This window comes from Coprococcus comes ATCC 27758 (assembly GCF_025149785.1).
Taxonomy (GTDB): domain Bacteria; phylum Bacillota; class Clostridia; order Lachnospirales; family Lachnospiraceae; genus Allocoprococcus; species Allocoprococcus comes.
In genome coordinates this window covers 2691964-2712805 of sequence record NZ_CP102277.1, presented here as the reverse complement: position 1 = coordinate 2712805, position 20842 = coordinate 2691964, and the positions used below count along the sequence as shown (strand labels likewise).

Sequence of the window (20842 nt, the reverse complement as noted above, 5' to 3'; positions counted from 1 at the left end):
ATGAGCAAATATAATCCTTTATGGAAGTGAATCAATAAAAATAAAACAGACGATTTCAAGTTGACTTTTGCTGAAATTGAAAACATTGCCGGAGTGCCTATAGATCATTCGTTCCTTACATTCAAAAAGGAACTTTTGCAGTATGGTTTTAAGGTGGTAAAAATTTCTATGAAGGAACTGACAGTAGATTTTGAAAAAGTCGAAGAGGAGGCTTAAACATGGAATCAAAGAAATAGAACTTGTAGTTGCATCTTCGATTGGTGCAGATCTTGCCATGGCATTTCTGACATAGGCAAAAATACCGTTAAAGCATGTATTTTTTGATGGTGGACAGTTTGTACAAATTGGAAAGGCAACACGCAGAATCATGGTTCCGTTCTTATATATAGCAATGAAAAGTTTATATTGGTCAAAAGGAAAGATGCTGAAGAGAATCATGTGGTGTGACGACGGCAAAATCAAACTACAGATGCATCTGCTAAGTGAAAATTGAATACACGGGAAAATAAAAAATCGAAACAGCAGACTTGACAAATTCCTGTAATGAGTTAAAATATAACAGTGCTATATAGCACTGTTATATTTTGGAAAGAACTTTAGAGGATACGAAAAGAATGTCGACAAAAGCAGAAGATACACAAAAAAATATATTAAATACAGCCAGAAAACATTTCCTGAAAGATGGTCTGACCGGAGCATCTTTAAGAAACATTGTAAAAGATGCCGGACTTACTACTGGTGCATTTTACAAATATTATCCGACGAAAGAGGCACTTTTTGATGCACTGACAGATCCCTATATGGAACACATTTATCAGATTTATGATCAGATCGTTGAGGAGTTTGAAAAGCTTTCGGCCAGTGATCAGACAAGGAATATGTCGTATACATCCAGTGATGGAATGGAGCAGATGGTTGATTATATTTATGATCATTATGATAATTTCAGATTATTGTTGAAATGTGGAGACAGTGGAAAATTTGAACTATTCATACACAATATGGTAGAACGGGAAATGAAGTCCAGCCTGAAATATATGGAAAAGATGAAAGAGAACGGTGTGAAAATACCGATTGTAGAGGAAAGCCTTATGCATATGATCTATACGGGATTTTTTTCATCAGTATTTCAGATCATTGAGCATGATATAGACAGGGAGACTGCAAAGAAAAATGTGCATCAGCTGAAAGAATTCAATACAGGTGGCTGGGAACGATTGTGGAATATTGAATTCCCGGTATAACTAATGTAAGTCAGGTGGCTAATGCCAGTAAGCCACCTATTTTATTATATATGAGTTAGAATAAACTAATGAAAGAAACAACAATAAAACCAAAGTAAGGAGTGAACGAATGTGAAAGAAAAAAAGAAGTCGGCAATCAGCTGGATCCTGACATGGGCCGGACAAAAAAGAATTGCCTATGTATGGAGTGTGTTACTTGCAATCGGAAATGTGATTTTTAAGATTTTGCCGTATTTTATTATTGCAGATATAGTAAAGCTGTTTTTAAATGGTGAAAAGGAGTTTGAAATATATCTTGCAAAAGCGGTTCTGATTGCATTATCGTTTATCATTGCAGAACTGCTTCATTCACTTTCGACAGCATTGTCACATAAAGCAACGTTTGCAGTACTTGCAAATATAAGAAAATCCTGCTGTGACAAGCTGGCGCGGGTACCTCTTGGCTATGTGAAAGACACACCTTCCGGTACATTTAAAAATATTATGGTGGAAAGAATCGACAGTATCGAGACAACACTGGCGCATATTGTCCCGGAATTCACGTCCAATCTGCTGGCACCGATTGTGATTTTGATTTATTTCTTCCTGACAGACTGGAGACTGGCACTCTGGTCATTGGTGCCGGTTATAGTGGGATTTCTTTCCTATTTTGGAATGATGCTGGATTATAAACCAAGCTTCGAGAGAACGGTTCAGACAACAAAAGATCTGAATGATGCGGCAGTGGAATATATTGACGGAATCGAAGTGATCAAGGCATTTGGAAAGACAGAAAGTTCTTATGCCAAATTTACAAAGGCGGCTTTTGAATATGCAGATTCCTTTATTTCCTGGATGAAACGGTGCTCGATCTTTCATGGACTGATGATGGTGGTCACACCTTATACGCTTCTTACGGTATTGCCGTTTGGGGCACATTATGTAGCCAATGGAACACTTGCGATTTCAGATTTTGTCATCTGCATTATTTTATCACTTGGAATCGTTGGACCGTTGATCACAGTGGGTTCCTATACAGATGATCTTGGCAAGATCGGAGTGATTGTTGGTGAAGTGGCAGGAATTCTGGAACAGCCGGAGCTTGAACGTCCAGAGAAAAGTAAAAGTGTTCCAAAAGATAACTCCGTTACACTTGAAAATGTCAGGTTTGGTTATCACGACAAAGAGATTCTGCATGGAGTAACTATGGAGCTAAAAGCAGGAACGGTAAATGCAATCGTAGGACCTTCCGGAAGCGGAAAGTCAACCATCGCAAAGCTGATTGCGTCCTTGTGGGATGTGGATTCCGGAAGTATTAAAATCGGTGGAGTTGATGTCAAAGAAATGTCGCTTGCAGATTTTAATCGGAAAATTGCATATGTTGCACAGGATAATTATCTGTTCAATGAAACGGTACGTGAAAATATTAGACAGGGAAATCCGGAGGCTACAGATGAACAGATCATCGAGGTGACAAAGAAAAGCGGATGCTATGAATTTATCATGCAGCTTGAGAACGGATTTGATACGGTTGTAGGAGGTGCAGGAGGACATCTGTCAGGAGGAGAGAGGCAGCGTATCTCCATTGCAAGGGCAATGCTGAAGGATGCTCCGATTGTAATTCTTGATGAGGCAACTGCTTATACGGATCCGGAAAATGAGGCGATTCTGCAGAATTCTATTGCAAAACTGGTAGCAGGGAAGACACTGATCGTAATCGCACACAGGCTTTCTACCGTTAAGGACAGTGATCAGATCTTTGTCGTAAATGATGGAAATGTAACAGCACATGGTACACATGAGGAACTACTGATGTTATGCCCGCTTTATAAGGAAATGTGGGATGCCCATATTTCTGTAAAAGATACGGTGAAGGAGGGAGAATGATATGTTTGGAATTCTGGCAAAATTCTTTCGTTTTTCAGGTAGGGAAAATGGTAATAAATTTAAACTGTCGATAGTGATCGGACTTATAGAGGCTCTCGCTTCAGCAATGAAGATACCGGCTATTATGTACATATTGATTGGTTTGATGAGTGGAAAACCAATAGGAAAATATATTGGTGGTTCAATTGCGATCATGGTGATTGCAATTGTAGTTGATGTCATCTGTAAGAGATACTCTACAGTGCTTCAGACAGAAGGAGGATATAATGCGAGTGCTTTTATGAGAATCAAGATTGCAGAGCATCTGCGCTATCTGCCGATGGGATATTTTAATGCCAACAGCATCGGGGAAATTTCTTCTATTACGACGAATACAATGGAAACACTTGGCGATGTAGCTGCGAGAGTGGTTATGCTGACCATGCAGGGAATTCTGGAAACATCCATGATCATTCTTATGCTGTTTCTTTTTGACTGGAGAATTGGACTGACAGCTGCAGCAGGAGTGCTTATTTTCTTTGGTGTAAATGCTGTGATGCAGAATGCAGGGAAAAACGATTCAGAGCAAAAAGTGGTATGCGATACAGAGCTTGTAAATCAGATCATGGAGTATCTGCAGGGAATATCAGAAGTAAAATCATACAACCTGCTTGGAAAACAGGCAAAAAGATTAAATGATGCAAATGAAGCATGCGAAAAGATTAATACAAAGATGGAGATGTTGTTTGTCCCTTATCATTTTCTGCAAAGCGTCATAACAAAAACCACAGGTGCAGTAATCGTAGCATGCAGTGCATATTTTTATATTAATGGAACTATGAGTGCGGTCTATGCAATTGGTATGACAATCTCAGCATTTATGCTTTATGCCAGTCTGGAATGTGCAGGAAATTATTCATCTCTTTTACATGTGGTAAGCGTATGTGTAGATAAAGCAAATGCAATATTGGAGCTGGATACCATGGATATCGACGGTAAAGAAATACAGCCGGAAAATTACGATATTAGACTTTCTAATGTTTCGTTTTCTTATGACAAACGGAAGATCATTGATGATATATCGCTCTCTATTCCGCAGAAAACGACGACAGCAATCGTTGGACCATCTGGTGGAGGAAAATCAACACTTTGCAATCTGATTGCCAGGTTCTGGGATGTGGATTCCGGGGAAGTGACACTTGGAGGTGTGAATGTAAAAGACTACAGCATGAACAGTCTGATGCGTAATTTTTCATTTGTATTTCAGTCGGTGTATTTGTTCGCAGACACCATTGAGAATAATATTAAATTCGGACGTCAGGATGCAAGTCATGAGGAAGTGGTGGAAGCGGCGAAGAAAGCGTGCTGTCATGATTTTATCAGCAAACTTCCGGATGGGTACGACACAGTGATTGGAGAAGGTGGAGCCACACTTTCCGGCGGTGAGAAACAGCGTATTTCGATAGCCAGAGCGATTATGAAGGATGCGCCAATCGTCATATTGGATGAAGCAACGGCAAATGTTGATCCAGAGAATGAAAAGGAGCTGATGGATGCAGTAGATGCACTTACAAAGGAAAAAACGATTATTATGATTGCCCACAGATTAAAAACGGTCAGACATGCAGACCAGATTGTGGTTGTTGACAAAGGAAGAATTGTACAGCAGGGAACACATGAGCAACTAATGAAGCAGGAAGGCATTTATAAGAGATTTGTGGATGCAAGGCAGCAGGCAGTAAGCTGGAAACTGGCCCACTGAGAAATAATCCACAGTTGGTGAATATCCAAATTGAATTGTCTGAAAGAGATTTAATTTAAGTTTCTCTAAGTTTCACTTGTATAGGTGGAATGAGGAAAATTCAATAGAGCAATATGAAAAAAGCACTGAAAACCGTTGGACTGATGGTTTTCAGTGCTTTTTTCTTTGGTTAAAGAGAAAAAACATAATAAATTTAAGTTTTGCTAAGTTTCACTAAGTTCTGCATTTGCAGATCGCCATTGCCTTTTCGGCTCATATTTCCCACACCCATCACAGGTCTGTGGCCAGTTAATTTTCCACTCAAAATACTCATCTCTGGTAATTTTACCGGATTTCAATTCTTCTTTTCTGAGAAGCCATTCTTTCATAAAATCATTGAGAACTCCATAATTGAACCACATACCAACAGGTGGATGAGCCGGCCAGTTATCAGAATCATGATAACGGACAGCGGTACCCTCACTGGAATTGCATTTTTTACCCGGATAGGTTTCTAACTGAAAGAGATTAATAGCTGCTGGGTTAAATTCATCAATCCAGAACAGAATTTCCATCAGTTCAGAGGCGTCCATCGTGGTTGGCTCATGTAGTGTCAGTGGGTTTACGTCCAGAATCTTAGCCATTTCAGTTACCAGATCTTTGCGGGGAACCCGGTAATTCGTTTCATATTGGGCAAGACGATTTGCACCTTTATCGCCCCAACCGAGGGCAGCACCAAGTTCTGCCTGTGTCATATTCCGGAATGTCCGGATTTTTTTTATTTTATCACCGATTGTCATATCAGATTTCCCACTTTCTTTTTGATAAATCCATTTTACTACCAAAAACAGTGAATGTAAACAGAAAGATTCGCATTGAAGCGAACAAAACACTTGACATTCGCATGAATGCGAATTAAAATAACAGTACGATAAAGGTTCGCATGAAAGCGAATGTACAGATGAGGATAAATACTTTTTGCAAATTATTGCAAAATGAGGTTGGTAAAATCCTTCTGTCAGGCTTTATTAGTGAGAGGATTTTTTTGAAGTGAACAACATTTTGGTGTTTCCAGGCTGTAATAAGTGAAAGGATATTCAAAAAAACTCTTTTGTACCTTGAAAATTACATGAGCTGTATAATCTGATCTCACAGATGCCATAACCCTGTAAATGATTTTATGGGCGAGCGTCGAAGATACTCCGGAAACGACTGGTAGGCTTGCGAAGAAGCTGGCAGTATTCAGAAATACTCTGATAGAGGTTGACTGTGACGTTGACAACGGGTTATACAAATGGAAGCCAACACGCCGAACAGAATATGCAATGCCATAGTAATAGATAAAATTTGAGAACAAAATGTGAAAGGTAAGGTGATGTGATTGAGAAAATTGTAGGTATAGGACAACTGATACAAAGAATATGTTGGAAAAGAGGTGAGCATCATGGTGAATCAGTCGGTAATAGATTCTAGTGTTGATCTGGAGCAGTTAAAGGACATTGAAGATTTAATTCCTGATATGGATAAAGCTATTTCTGAGAAAGTGGAAACTTTTCTGGATAAATCCGGCGATCAGCCGTATGCTCACATGAATGAAGGATATGTAGTGGTTGTGGAGATGACAGGAGAAATGGATGCCACAGATGCCATTAGTGATTATCTGAGAAAAAGGACGGAGTTGATGTATTAAAATGTCTTGCAAAGGTACAGATGTTATGTTAATGTGAGGTCAGGGAAAATGAACGTGATACATGGTTTCTGACTTCAAATTCAATGGAATAAGTAAGTTGGGAGCGATGTAAAATGGAACAGATGCAAATGAATATGCCAGATATATACGATGCTGCATTGTATCTTCGATTATCGAAAGATGATATGGAAGAGGGCGGTGCGAAGTCAGAGAGCAACAGCATTGCAAATCAGAGAGAGTTACTTCGGAGCTTTGTAAAAAGCCAGCCGGATATTCAGATCTTTGATATATATGTGGATGACGGATACTCAGGAGGAAATTTTGATCGACCTGAGTTTAAACGAATGACAACTGATATAGAAGCTGGAAAAGTAAATTGCGTGATTGTAAAAGACTTATCCAGATTCGGAAGAGAATATATAGAAGCCGGGCGATGGATCGAAAAGACCTACCCGGCTTTAAATGTGCGTTTTATTTCAGTTACAGACCAGTTTGACAGTAAAACAGCAGATTTTTCAGAGAAGTCATTTGTAGTTCCAATCAAAAATTTCGTAAATGAAAGCTATTGTCGGGACATTTCCGGTAAAGTGCGAAGCCACCAGAAAATCAAACGTGAAAAAGGTGAATTTATTGGAGCGTTTGCCCCGTATGGTTACTGCAAAGATCCAGAGAATAAGAATTGTCTGGTGATTGATTCTTATGCATCAGATATTGTAAGAAAAATATTTTCGTGGAAAATTGATGGATTCAGTCTTGGAGCAATCGCAGAAAAACTGAATGTACGTCATGTGCAGTCGCCAAAAGAATATAAAAAGGCAAATGGCGAGAATTACAATTCTGGATTTCACAGCTCAGACACACCGAAATGGTCGGCAGTGCAGATTAAAAGGATTCTGACCAACGAGGTTTACATTGGAAACATGGTGCAAGGCAAGCAGGAACGAATCAGCTATAAGGTAAAGCAACGTCTGGATAAGCCAGAATCAGAGTGGGTGAAAGTAGAAAATACGCATCCGGCAATAATCAGGCAGAATGATTTTGATGTGGTGCAGAAGCTACTTCAGTATGATGGCAGGGCATCGAAAACATCGGACAGTGCAAACTTTTTTTCGGGTTTTGTATTTTGCGGAGATTGCCATACACCGATGATACGCAGGGTAAATCAGTATAAGGGAAAGAAAAAAGCCTTTTATATTTGCCAGACAAAAAATAAAGGTGGAGATTGCACCAGACACAGTATTCCGGAAGAGGTGCTGAAAAGGATTGTATTGAAAGAGATTCAGGCATATACGGCACTTTTCGTAGACTATCAGATGATTATGGAAGAACTTTGTGAAATGAAAGTCAGTTACGATCAGGTAATCGGTTATGATACGCAGATTAGTAAGTTGCAGGAAGAATATAACCGTTATTACAGCCTGAAAGCATCTTTGGGTGATGACTTGAAAGAGGGATTGATCAGCAAAGAGGAGTTCGATGATTTTCGGGAAAGTTACGGAAGAAAATGTGAAGAACTGGAGCAGATGATTGAAAACCAGAAAAAACTGGTAAAGCAAATGTTTGAGGGTGGAGTGTCTGCAACTGTTCAGTTGGAGGACTGGAAGAAATCACTGGAAATCAAAGAACTGGATCGCACATTGCTGGCACTGACTGTAGATAAAATCTATATTTATGAAAACAAACAGATCAAAATTCATATCCGTTATCAGGATATGATTGAGAAAATGAAAGTCATAAGACGGTTTTATGCGGAACACCGGACAGAGTGCAGGAAAGAGGTGGGATAAATGGCAAGGACAGCAAAAAGATATAAGAAAAACACAGAGAAGAAAGTTCTTGGGATTCCGGTATGTATGGCTGCAATTTATGTCAGATTATCCGTAGACAGTGATGAAAAAAAGTCAGAACCTATTGAAACACAGGTTACGCTGATAAAAGAGTTCATTCAGAAGCACAATGAAAATCCGAACAGAGAGTATGAAATTGCTGTATATAACATTTATTCTGATCTGGGAAAAACCGGAACAAATTTTGACAGACCGGGATTTGAACGGATGATGAATGATGTCAGGGAAGGTAAAATAAACTGTATTCTGGTAAAGGATTTCTCACGATTTGGAAGAAATTATATCGAAACTGGCAACTATCTGGAAAAGATTCTTCCTTTTATGAAAGTGCGGTTTATTTCTGTATGTGACAACTATGATTCATTTGCACCGGATGCCAAGAATCAGGAATTATCCATGAATATCAAGAATCTGGTGAATGATGCTTATGCGAAAGACATTTCCGCAAAAGAACGGGCAGCGAAACGTATTGCACAGAAAAATGGTGAGTATGTGGGATCTACAGCTCCATATGGATATTGTGTGGAAAAGATAAATGGAATTTATAAGTTGATGGTGGAACCGGAAGCTGCAAAGATTGTCCGCAGGATTTTTGAAGAATATGCTTCGGGAGATGGCGTACAGAGCATTATTGACAGGCTGTTTGAGGATAGGGTACATCGGATTTCAGATTATAACCAATATCATCATGTGTACTGTCAGGACGGAGAGAACCTTCATCAGTGGGGAAATTCTTCGATACGTGCAGTGCTGAACCGGAATAATTATTATGGCGATCTGGTTCAGAGAAAATATGAATCCAGATTTCAAAGAGGTGAAAAATGGTGTGACATATTGGACGAGAGCCAGTGGATTATTACGCCAAATGCCCATGAGCCAATTATTAGCAGAGAATTGTTTGAAAAAGCACAGGTCAGGCTAAAAGCAGCACAACAGAAAGCAACAAAAACTACTGCAGGGTGGGAAGATGATGAAAGAGCATTTTACAATGTATTCTATTGTGGTGATTGTAAGCGGAAAATGTGTACACGTAGATACAGAGGCAATGTGTATTACTTTTGCAATGCTGCCTGGTATCGGGATGAAAGAAAATGTAGTCACAAATCTATTTCCGAAGAGAAGCTGCAGAAAATTGTCCGTTCGGAGCTAACCAGACAGTTTCAGTTATCTGGATTGCGGAAAAAGGATATGTCTGCTATAAGCAGTGCGGTATTTCTTTCCAAAATCAATGAGATTCAAACTGAGATCAGAAAATTGGATGCAGATATGGAAAGACGTTCAGAAAAACTGGCACAGGCGTTTATGAAATATAAAGAGGGTGAATTTTCCAAAGAAGCCTATATAGAAATGAAAGATGACCGTAATAACTGGAAAGAGTTTTGTGAAGAGAGAAAGAAGTCTCTGGAGCAGACCATACGAAAGCTGGAAAAACAACAGAAAAAAGAAGCCAGATTTTTACGAAGTCTGTTGGAACTGGATGGGACAACCAGAATCAATGCGGAACTTGCGGAGGGCTTGATTGAAAGTATGTATCTGTATGGTGATGGCAGACTGGAAATCAACTTCGGGTTTAAGGGGGCGGTAGAACATGAGTGATCAGAAACTGATTATTGGATATTACCGTCTTTCCATGGAAGATGATTCAGAGGGAGAAAGTAACAGCATTATCAATCAGAGAAAACTGGTAAAAGATTATATTTCCAATATCCCGGAACTGGCTTCTATGCCATTTCAGGAGTTCTACGACGATGGATATTCTGGTTCCAGTATGGAGCGTCCGGCAATTAAGCAGGTTCTGGAACTTGCTAGGGAGAATAAAGTGCAGTGTATTGTGGTAAAAGATTTTTCACGTTTTGCCAGAAACTATATTGAGATGGGAACTTATCTGGAACAGATTTTTCCATTCCTGGGAGTACGATTTATTTCTATCTCAGACCGATATGATTCTAAAGATTATATAGGAAAGAGTTCCGACATCGAAGTACAGTTTAAAGGACTGATCGCAGATTTTTATGTGAAAGACCAGTCTGTAAAGGTAAAATCGGCAGTCAGTACCAGACGAGGAAAAGGTGAGTATTGCTGTGGATCTGCACCTTATGGGTATCGAATCAATCCTGAAAATAAGAAAGAACTGGTGATTGTAGAGGACGAAGCAGAAGTGATTCGCAGAGTATTTGAACTGACAAATCAGCGGTATTCCAAGATGGAGATTTGTCGGTTATTTAATGAAGAGGGGGTACTGACTCCCTTGCAGTCCATGAGCAGACGACAGAAATCAGACAGCAAGAAAGCTGCATCAAGAGGACTGCAGTGGACGAGTGATATGATACGGAAGATTGTGGATGATAAAACTTATATAGGCTGTATGGTCTATGGAAAGACAAAAATTTCAGATCCCGGAACAGGGAAAGAAGTACCGGTACCGAGAAATCAGTGGAAAGTGATGGAAAATCATCACGAGCCGATCGTATCAAAAGAAATTTTTGAAAAAGCACAGTCCTTGCAGATCAGATACACCAAGAAAAGCAAATTCGACAGGGAAACAACATTGTTAGGTGGCTATGTGAAATGCGGAAATTGTCGCAGAAGCCTGACTTCAAGCAGTCCGGTTCATGGTCATATCCTTTATAGCTGTGCTTACAGTAAAGGAAAAGAAGATACAGGATGCTTTGCCGGAAAAGCTGATAACAAAATGCTAGAGCATATCGTGCTGGCAGAAATTAAGGCATATTTACGTCAGAATATCAGCCAGGAACAGATGCAGCAATCTATGAGAAAACAGCATACGGACAGCATAGAAGCCTATGAGCTGGAAAGTACGGACTGTGAAAAACGTCAGGAGCAGATAAAGCTTCAGAACCGTCAGAACTATGAGAAGTATCACGAGGGACAGATGAACCAGAAACAGTTCATGGAAGCCAAGAAGCAGTTGGAAGAAGAAAGAGAACGATTGCAGAAACGTATACAGGAGTTGGAAGAACTGATAAACGGTGAGAAAGAAATCCTGATGAAAAAGAATGTTCCGGTGGAGCAGATGTTGATGTATTTAGGCTATGAAAAGCTGACACGAGAGATGCTGGAAGAATATGTGCAGGGGATATATGTGTATGATGATGGGAGAGTGGAGGTGGAATGGAAATCACTGGCTTGATTTGTAGCAATAATGTAACGTCCACTACTACTGAACTTGTAGCAATGACGTTACATCCTCCCTGCTGATTTTGTGACAACAATATAACGTCCTCTGTTCCAAAACAACGGTTTTATGGGAAAAATCGAGGAAAAAGTGGCAAAAAAGTTTGTAGCAATGACTTGACATCCTCGGGGGCACTGTGCCTGGAGAATAGTTTCCCAAAGTGAGAATGTTGTAGATATAAGGAAAACATGCTATGGTATATACAGTGTGTAAAGAGGAACAAAGAAAAAATAGAAAGCGTGGTCAAGCAGAAAAAATGAAGTACGAACATATCACAGAGGGTCGTTTCATAGACCGTCCCAATCGGTTTATTGCACATGTGGAAATCAATGGGCAGGTGGAAACGGTTCATGTAAAGAATACAGGCAGGTGCAGGGAATTTTTGGTCCCGGGTACACTAAAGCTTGTTTTTACTAAATAGTATTCTCTGTAATATAAAAGATATTGCAGAATACTTCTTATAAATGTAAAATTCCGCATGGATTTGCTTTTCCACACAAAAAGTAAAATTTTGACTTTTATAGATATTAATTTACAATTCTATCCACTATTTTGAAAGATTCCCTAGAGTACTCTTGATAAAATACCTGCAGTAAATGAACTTTTGCAGAAAGGAGAGCATGCTTTATGGAACTTCAGAAATACGAACAGGAGCATCTGGATATACTTCGGCCGCTTCTTCCTGAGTGTACAGTACTTCTCAAAAAGAACGGCGATTTCCCCCTTGGCAAGCCGGGAAAGATTGCACTGTATGGTAACGGTGTGCGTAAGACGGTAAAAGGAGGAACTGGGTCTGGAGAGGTGAATTCCCGATTCTTTGAGACAGTAGAGGATGGATTTCAGAAAGCAGGATTTGAAATCGTTTCCAGAGACTGGCTTGATGCCTATGACGAAATATATGACAAAGCGCAGGCTGGTTTCACAGAAGAAATCCGAAGAAGGGCGCAGGAGCATCATACACATCCCGTAATCGAAGGGATGGGAGCTGTCATGCCGGAGCCGGAATATGATCTGCCACTGAATGTAAAAGGTGAGACAGCCATTTATGTCCTTGCAAGGATATCAGGAGAGGGAAATGACAGGGAAGCAAGGGAAGGCGATATTTTCCTGACAGAAAGCGAGAGACGGACAATCCTTGAGTTGAAACGGCAGTACAGAAGATTTATGCTGGTTCTGAACGTAGGAGGCCCGGTAGATCTTTCACCTGTCATGGAAGTGGAGAATATCCTGATTCTGTCGCAGCTTGGAGTGCAGACAGGAAGCGCTCTTGCGGATCTTGTTCTTGGGAAAACATATCCCTCCGGCAAATTGACAACTACATGGACAAAATGGAAGGATTATCCGGATTTTGCGTCATTTGGAGAACAGGATGATACCCGGTATCAGGAAGGAATTTATGTGGGATACCGCTATTTTGACAGCGTGGGGAAAGAGGTACTGTTTCCGTTTGGATACGGTGTGTCTTATACGAATTTTGAAGTCCGTTTTAAGGGTCTGAAACTGGATGAAATGACTGCCGAAATAAGCGCAGAAGTGGAAAATACAGGTGATTTCTGTGGGAAAGAGGTTGTACAGTTATACGTCTCTGCGCCGGAAGGAAAGCTGGATCAGCCTTATCAGACTCTGGCTTCATGGAAAAAGACAGAAGAATTAAAACCGGGGGAGAAACAGACAGTTGAACTTTCATTCTTACTGACGGATCTGGCATCTTACGACGAAGAACAGGCGGCATGGATTCTGGAACAAGGGGAATATAGCCTCCGAATGGGAAACAGCAGCAGAGATACGGAAGTCTGCGGTGTCATATCAGTACAGGAAACTTTGGGTATAAAATCAGTAAAAAACTGTTTTGGAAAACCGGATTTCACAGACTGGAAGCCGGAAAGAAAGAGAAAGGACAGAGTAGGAAAAAAGATACAATCTTTGGAAGCAGATATTTCCAGCGTGGATATATTGAAAGTAGTCTATGAGCATAAAGATGAGCCAATGCCGGAGATGGAGGGACTTTCCGATGAGGAACTGATTAGCCTGAATGTGGGTGCTTTCGTTGCAGGAGGAGTGACAGGCATCATCGGGAATGCTTCTATGTCGGTTGCAGGCGCGGCAGGCGAGACGGCAAAAGTGGGAGAAATCCCCGTGATCGTTATGGCAGACGGACCGGCAGGACTGCGGCTTTCTCAAAAGTGCTTCCGGGATGAGAATGGAATACATAGTCTGGGGAGTACAATGCCGGAGACAATGCAGAATCTTCTGACCGAGGATGAGCGCGCATATATGAACAGCATGATTCCGCAGCCCGGAGAGGACAGTGAGATCTTTGAGCAGTATGCGACGGCAATTCCCATCGGTACCGCGATCGCCCAAAGCTGGAATCCATTGCTTGCAGAACGCTGCGGGGATATCGTAGGAAGCGAAATGGAGCGGTTTGGCATTCATCTGTGGCTGGCTCCAGCTCTTAACATCCATCGATCCATACGATGCGGCAGGAATTATGAATATTTTTCAGAAGACCCGCTGATAAGCGGCGTATTCGCGGCAGCACTTACGAAAGGGGTGCAGAGCCATCCCGGATGTGGGGTTACCATCAAGCATTTTGCGGCGAATAATCAGGAGACAAACCGGTATAACAATAACAGTATAGTCAGTGAACGTGCGCTGAGGGAAATCTATCTAAAAGGGTTTGAAATCTGTGTTCGTCTGGCACAGCCTAAAGCCCTGATGACATCTTATAATCTGTTAAACGGGAAGCATACATCTGAGCATAGAGAACTTCTTGAGGATGTGCTCCGCTGTGAATTTGAATTTGACGGCATTGTAATGACAGACTGGGTAACATCCTCTGATATATTAAGTGCTGATGCGAAATATCCTGCACCCGAGGCATACAAGGTGGCTCTCGCAGGAAATAATCTTTTTATGCCGGGAAGCCAGCAGGAAATTGATAACCTTACGGCAGCTCTCAAGAACGGTCATATTACAAGAGAGGAATTGATAAAAAATGCCACCCGGATCTGCCGGATGGCTGTGGAACTCGCAGGCGCTTCAGTTTGACCGGCCTTTTGTCTGTTTCCGGTACTGGAGCGGTGTGATACCGTATTGCTTTTTGAATACATTCTGAAAATAGGACTGGCTGGAAAAGCAGAGATAGCTGCTGATTTCAGCCAGACTTTTTTCGCTGTAGGTCAGAAGACTTTTTGCTTCTTCCAGCTTGCAGCGCATAATGTAAGCGCCCATCCGGATGCCGAGTTCACCTTTAAAGTGTTTCATCATATAAGAGGCACTGCGCCCTGTATGAGCGGCGGCAGCTTCTACAGAGATAGGCTCATTTGTGTGGTTCCGGATATAGGTCATACATTGATAGACATCCGGGGAGATACCTTCCGGGATACGTGTTTCTCCGGCACGCTGACAGAAATCCAGAAGCATGACATACTGGAGCTGATTGATTTTCTCAATTGTGCGCAGCTGTTCACACTCTTGAATGTAATAGTCTATGAGCTGGTATGTTTTTTCGATATCCACACCGCCCGGGATTGCACCCATGATACCGGCTTTTACTACAGCGCTGATAAAGAGGTTTTTGGCATGCCGCAAGGGTGCGCCTGCCATCTTCCCTTCCTTGAGGGGAGCACGGGTGGCAGAGAGAAATTTCTTCAGGGCGTCTGTATTCCCATTCTTGATTATCTGATACAATTCCAGTTCAAAATAGTAGGTGTTATGAACATTTCCTTCTTCCTTATCTTCTACCATTTGATCCGTCTGTTGGTTAAAGCGCTCCAGTGTGAGCTTGTCATTTTCCAGAAAGAGCTGTTCTGCGGGGACAGTCTTGTGGTTGATGCACTGATGGAGAAATACCAGATAATTGGCAAACTGTGCCTGACCAAGCAGGGGGATTGCATAGAGCAATTCTGCGTACTGTTCCCTGTTCTCTAAAGAGACTCCACTCTCTCTGGAGGAATAGCGAATTAGTTCTTCGGTGACAGGAACGTTGAATACCGGGCCGAGAATCAGATTATAGTTGGTATTCTCGATTAAAAGGCGTCCGTAGCCGATATCCGGAGAATCACTGCAAAAGGTCGGATTATGATCGCTCATGGGAAAGAGATCCTCACGGTAGTATGCAGGAGATGTGCCGGTGATATCATTAAAAGAAGTATAGACTGCATATTTGCCTTTCAGTAATGTGACCGGGATTTTTGTCGCCGCATAAAAATTCTTACACATAGATAGATAATCTGTTTCCATAGGTCATTCTCTCCTTAAACTAAAATTATATATTCTATTTTACAATAATTAAAAGAATATTACAATATTTATAAATTGCCATGTGATAGTCTGACATCAGAAAGGTTGCTGTGCAAGAAAAATGATAAGGTAGCAGGAGCTGGAAGAGATAGGAGGAAGATCAGAATGAAACAACGAATCAGGATACACAAGGCAGAACCGAATACGGGAGTCCTCAATTACTCTCATCTGCTGGATGCGCCTGCGGGAAAACATGGGTTTGTCGAAGCGAAAAAGGGGCATCTTTATTTTGAAGATGGTACGAGAGCGCGGTTTTTAGGATTCAATGTGGCGGCGCGTTCCAATACGCCGGATCATGAGACGGCGGACAGAATGGCGGAACGGTTCGCCAGCATGGGAGTGAACATCATCCGTCTCCATGCGGCGGACGCCCCTGTGGGAGAGGAGCCGGGAAGCTGGAGCAGCTGCAAGGAAGCACCTCTTCTGGACTATGCATCCGGTACCAGCAGGAAATTCAACCCGGATGGGTTGGACCGGTTCGATTACTTTGCGGCGAAGCTGAAAGAGAAGGGCATCTATCTCCATATAGACCTGATTGTAGCGAGAAAGTTTGAAGAGGGAGACGGCATGGAGTATCCGGGCGGTGCACCCTCCTGTATCAAACGGTACTGTCTGTACAACCAGCGGATGATTGAACTCCAGAAAGAGTATGCAAAGGAGCTACTCTGCCATGTGAATCCCTATACGGGACTGGCGCTTATCGATGATCCGGCGGTAGTGACAATCCAAATCAACAACGAGGACACTGCTATCAAGGGGAATATGGGCGACGATGCAGGGGAAGAGATGAAATCCTACCGGGCAGAAGTACAGGAGCGCTTTAACGACTTCCTGCTGATGAAGTACCACACACGGGAGCATCTGGAAGAAGCGTGGACAAAGGACGGTTGCTGCGCACTGGGGGAGGAAGAAGATCCGGCTCGGGGAACCGTCCGGGGGATTGAAGGCAGTTTCTACCAGCCGGTCAGCGACCCGGAAGGAGAGTGGGATGCACCGGAAGGACCGGCAAGATATGCCGACTTTATGGAGTTCGGCATCTATATGAACCGGAAGTTCTATCAGGATATGAAAGACTATATCCATTTCCTCGGGGCAAAAGTTCCTGTCGTTACCAGCAATTTAATTGCCGGGGCAGCGGATGTGTATGGGCATACAGACGGCGACCTGATGGAGAATAACAGCTATTTTAACCATCCTCTCCTTCCGGTAGAGAATAATACATACCTGGTGGCCGGCCCCATGGAATATGTCTCTACGAATCCTCTGACCATGCAGACCGGCGCGGGATCAGCGGCAACAACCCTTTTAAGTCTGGGATCACTGGCGATTGTGAAAGGAAAACCTTTTATGCTCAGCGAGTGGAACGAGTATGGGGAGCATCCTTTCCATTCCACGGCGTTTGTGCAGATGGCAGCATATGCCTGCTTAAACGACTGGGACGGACTGATTCTTTATAATCACCATACCTCCGAGAACTGGGATGACCAGCCGGCAGATGAGATACTGAATGTTTTCGATGTATATAACGATCCGGCAGTAATCTGTCAGTGGGGATTCATGGCCTCTGTTTTCCTGAAGGGGCTTGTATCCGTGGCAAAGAACTGCGTGGATGTGGTCTACACACAGAATGACCTGAAAACGCTGCCTCTTTTCCACGCTATGCCGACTACATTTTTCCCGTATATCACGTCCATGCGCAATGTATTTCTGGACGGAGGAGACAAGTATCAGGGCAATGCGGACATAGCGGTAAATGCCGGGTTCTTAAACGGAGCTGATCTCTCAGATGCGGAACATGGAGTATATTATGCATGGTCTGAGTACAGGGATGCGTTCCGGTGTTATAAAGAAGAAAACCGTCTGGAAAATGCTGCGAAAGACACGAAAGAGATTCAGCCGGGAGTGCATCTTGGAGAAAAAGCACTTGTGTTCGACCGGATCAGAGAGACATCGGGCAACGGAGATTACCGGACGTTTGCCGAAATCATGGACAGTGCGATGAAAGAGTGGGGTATTCTGCCGGAAGATACCGGCTATGTGGAAGGAAGGCTGATTTCAGACACAAAAGAAATCGTTTTTGACCCGGATCACGCACGCTTCTCTATCCACACACCTTACTGCGGCTATTTCAGCGGCGCGCCGGAAGAAGAGATTTCCCTTTCTGACAAGATCTGTGTGGAGGCGGAAAACGAAAGGATTACACTGGCTCTGATCGCAAAAGATGAAATTAAGATGGATGGCGCGTCAGAATATATTTTGACGGCAATGGGGACAACCGGTATGGACGAGACAACATTTGGCAAAGGACCGGAGCTGATGGGGATTCCGTTTGCCGCTGTGGAGTTCAAAGGCAAACTGTACGCAGAGACACTGGAAGGCTGCATCCGTGTGAAAGCGGAGAATGCGAAACTGGAGGTGTTAAATCCGATCGGGGAAGTAATTGCCGAAATGAATGGAGAAAAAACAGGAGATGAAATACGGTTTGCAATGGACGGTTCTGTTCCGGGCATCCAGTACAGACTTGTGGTCGGTGAATAAGCATAGTTTCCAAGGGAGTGCTTTGAGATTACAAAATAATAAAACAGGAGATTGAAAGAAAGATGAATTCTGAGTTAAAGAAAAGTGCACAAAATGGATTGTATGAGTTCGCACCGGACGGGAACGGCTGCCGGATCTATCATGCGGAAACACCGCGTTATTGGTATAATTACCTGTGGAATGAAGACCGCTACTGCGCTCAGATATCACAGGTAGGACACGGGCGCAGTTATTATCTGAGCGAAAAAGCAGATATGTGTATGATCAACCGGGATGATGCCAGATACGTATATTTAAGAGATGATGCAGACGGAACATGCTGGAATATCGGGAAGGGGTCGCTTAACACAGAGGTGGAAGACTACTGCTGTACACATAGTATCGGGCACACACAGATTTGCTCAAGGAAAAACGGAATCGAGGAATCCTGGAGGATTTTCGTGCCCAAGAAAGGGTTTCATGAGGTGTGGACACTGAAACTTCGCAATACAGCAGAGCAAGAGAAAAGGTTAAGCATGTTCTCTGCGGTCAGTTTCTATCTGGAAGGCTTCTCTTATCCCAGATACTACGAAATGTACCGCTGCATGAAGACAGAATTCAAACGGGAACTGAACGGAATCTACTGTGATTCCGACCATCCCTTCGCACCCCATGAACTGTATCATGGGTTTCTGGCTTCATCCGAGCCGGTTTATGCATGGGACGGTGACCTGACGAAGTTCTGCGGTTCCATAAGTACACTGACACTTCCGGATGCATCGACCTGCGCCCTGTTCCAGAGACCAGATATTGTCGTGAATGGAAAAGACTGTACAAATTCCGAAGCCTCGCTGTTCATTCTTGGCGGGGTGCTGCAGCATAAGATCACGCTGATGCCGGGAGAGGAGAAAGAGATTCAGGTGGTATTCGGGATCAGCTCTTCCTGTGAAGAGGCATGCAGTGCAGTAAAGCGGTATGCAGATGCAGAATCCACAGAACGGGAGTTCGCAGAGGCGGAGGCGTATAACTATGAGAAGATTAGCTCTTTGTCTGTGAAAACACCGGACCAGAAGATTAATCATATGATGAACAACTGGGTAAAAAAGCAGGCAGATTTCTGTATCGTAGGAAAGAAAGGTGTCCGTGACAACCTGCAGATTTCTGTAGCGCTGTTGAATTACCGTCAGGAGAAAGCAAAAGAAGAAATCCTGGAATGTCTGCGCCATCAGTTTCAGGACGGGCACGGAGTGCTTACATGGTATCCCTATGATGATACGCGTTATTCAGACCAACCATTCTGGATCATCTGGGCGGTGTGCGAACTGCTCAAGGAGACGGGAGATCTGTCAATTCTTGATACGGAGATTGAATGGCAGGACGGCGGCAAAGCATCCGTGCTGGAACATGTAAAGGCTGCGATTAATCGCTTAATTCTTGATAAAGGGGAGCATGGTTTGGTGAAGATTTATTTCGCCGACTGGAATGACGCCTTAAATATTACGGATGATCCGGAGGCAGAGTCTGTGATGCTGTCCCACCAGTTCTGTCTGGCTCTGAGAGAATTAAAGAGAATGATGGAGTATGCGGGTGATACACAATATGCCGGATTTCTGGAGAAGGAATATGAACAGCTGAAGGAAGATATCAACCGCTATGCATGGGATGGAAAATGGTATGCGAGGGCCTTAAGCAGCAAGGGAAACGTAGGAACGCAGGACAGCGCCGGAAGCAAAATCTATTTGAACGCACAAACATGGGCTGTACTGGCAGGAGTCGCGGACAGAGAAAGGCTGGCCTACGTGTTGGAAGCTGTGGACAGTATGGAGCAGGATTTTGGCTTCCCATTAAATCTGCCGCCGTACCCGGAGTATGATGCCCATGTGGGAAGGATGTCCGGTATGCTGCCGGGACTTTTTGAGAACGGTGGAGTGTACTGTCATGCTACTGGCTTTAAGATCCTCATGGACTGCTGTACAGGCAGAGGGGAAAAGGCACTGAAAACGCTGAAAAAGATTATGCCTGACAGCAAAGAGAACCCGTCGGCGAAGTCCGGGGCAGAACCTTATGTATTTACCAACTGCTATTCCACGAACCCGGGATATTACGGGAAATCCTATCAGTCATGGACAACAGGAACTTCCGCATGGTGCATGATGGGGCTGTATGAAGGTATTCTGGGTGTGAAACGGGATTATGAAGGGCTTAGGATCAGTCCCTGCTTTCCTGAAGAATGGGAAGAGGCAGAAGTGACGAGATACTTCAGAGGTGCGGATTATCATATTATCATCCGCAATCCCGAACATATTAAGAATGGAAAAGCCGAGGTTTATGCTGACGGTTCAATCTGCGATTCCGGGCTGATACCAGACTATCAGGATGCTAAGCAGCATAGGATAGAAGTTTTAATAAAACGAGGATGAAACTTACAATTTTGTAAATTATTTTACAATAATCATC

The 20842-nt window shown here is 42.9% G+C and carries 14 protein-coding genes; 12 read left to right on the top strand and 2 right to left on the bottom strand.

Translation table 11 applies throughout. From position 1 onward, the window contains the following. The first annotated feature begins 30 nt into the window (after positions 1–30). The 4 genes from NQ556_RS16750 to NQ556_RS13280 all read left to right on the top strand — a co-directional run bounded on the left by NQ556_RS16750 (position 31) and on the right by NQ556_RS13280 (position 4851). Complete coding sequence (locus NQ556_RS16750; protein ID WP_227159739.1) at positions 31–216, top strand: hypothetical protein; 186 nt, start codon at positions 31–33, stop codon at positions 214–216. Between the two features lie 398 nt (positions 217–614). Beyond that, a complete protein-coding gene (locus NQ556_RS13290) occupies positions 615–1244 on the top strand; it encodes a TetR/AcrR family transcriptional regulator (protein WP_008369863.1) in 630 nt (209 codons plus the stop codon). Positions 1245–1355: 111 nt separating this feature from the next. Next, the gene (locus tag NQ556_RS13285; RefSeq protein WP_008369865.1) at positions 1356–3110 is read left to right on the top strand and encodes an ABC transporter ATP-binding protein; all 1755 of its coding nucleotides are present in this window, start codon (positions 1356–1358) and stop codon (positions 3108–3110) included. 1 nt (position 3111) lies between these two features. Then, positions 3112–4851, top strand: coding sequence for an ABC transporter ATP-binding protein (locus NQ556_RS13280; protein WP_005333791.1), 1740 nt, complete (start codon positions 3112–3114; stop codon positions 4849–4851). Between the two features lie 203 nt (positions 4852–5054). Here NQ556_RS13280 and NQ556_RS13275 read toward each other — a convergent pair whose 3' ends face one another. Further along, complete coding sequence (locus tag NQ556_RS13275; RefSeq protein WP_008369868.1) at positions 5055–5630, bottom strand: helix-turn-helix domain-containing protein; 576 nt, start codon at positions 5628–5630, stop codon at positions 5055–5057. Positions 5631–6274: 644 nt separating this feature from the next. Here NQ556_RS13275 and NQ556_RS13270 point away from each other — a divergent pair. The 6 genes from NQ556_RS13270 to NQ556_RS13245 all read left to right on the top strand — a co-directional run bounded on the left by NQ556_RS13270 (position 6275) and on the right by NQ556_RS13245 (position 14614). Next, positions 6275–6520 carry a DUF6870 family protein gene (locus NQ556_RS13270; RefSeq protein ID WP_008369874.1) on the top strand — a complete coding sequence of 82 codons (246 nt, stop codon included), beginning with the start codon at positions 6275–6277 and terminating at the stop codon, positions 6518–6520. 113 nt (positions 6521–6633) lie between these two features. Next, a complete protein-coding gene (locus tag NQ556_RS13265; protein WP_008369875.1) occupies positions 6634–8307 on the top strand; it encodes a recombinase family protein in 1674 nt (557 codons plus the stop codon). Next, positions 8308–9963: a recombinase family protein gene (locus tag NQ556_RS13260; protein ID WP_008369877.1), complete on the top strand. Its 1656-nt coding sequence runs from the start codon at positions 8308–8310 to the stop codon at positions 9961–9963. It begins immediately after the preceding gene. Next, positions 9956–11518: a recombinase family protein gene (locus NQ556_RS13255; RefSeq protein ID WP_055303504.1), complete on the top strand. Its 1563-nt coding sequence runs from the start codon at positions 9956–9958 to the stop codon at positions 11516–11518. Before NQ556_RS13260 ends, NQ556_RS13255 begins: the two co-directional genes overlap by 8 nt. A gap of 238 nt (positions 11519–11756) precedes the next feature. Then, entirely contained in the window at positions 11757–11984 is a 228-nt protein-coding gene (locus tag NQ556_RS16745) for a PDDEXK family nuclease (protein ID WP_008369883.1), read from the top strand. 206 nt (positions 11985–12190) lie between these two features. Beyond that, the gene (locus tag NQ556_RS13245; RefSeq protein ID WP_195488412.1) at positions 12191–14614 is read left to right on the top strand and encodes a glycoside hydrolase family 3 N-terminal domain-containing protein; all 2424 of its coding nucleotides are present in this window, start codon (positions 12191–12193) and stop codon (positions 14612–14614) included. On the opposite strand, the gene NQ556_RS13240 is transcribed toward NQ556_RS13245, so the two are convergent. Further along, a complete protein-coding gene (locus NQ556_RS13240; protein ID WP_008369890.1) occupies positions 14606–15808 on the bottom strand; it encodes a helix-turn-helix domain-containing protein in 1203 nt (400 codons plus the stop codon). The two genes, NQ556_RS13245 and NQ556_RS13240, sit on opposite strands and share 9 nt — an antisense overlap. 165 nt (positions 15809–15973) lie before the next feature. Here NQ556_RS13240 and NQ556_RS13235 point away from each other — a divergent pair, with 165 nt between their 5' ends. Both NQ556_RS13235 and NQ556_RS13230 read left to right on the top strand, forming a co-directional pair. Beyond that, the gene (locus NQ556_RS13235; RefSeq protein ID WP_243272595.1) at positions 15974–18406 is read left to right on the top strand and encodes a hypothetical protein; all 2433 of its coding nucleotides are present in this window, start codon (positions 15974–15976) and stop codon (positions 18404–18406) included. 62 nt (positions 18407–18468) lie between these two features. After that, positions 18469–20805, top strand: a complete 2337-nt coding sequence (locus tag NQ556_RS13230; protein WP_008369893.1) for a GH36-type glycosyl hydrolase domain-containing protein — start codon at positions 18469–18471, stop codon at positions 20803–20805. Positions 20806–20842: the final 37 nt, after the last annotated feature.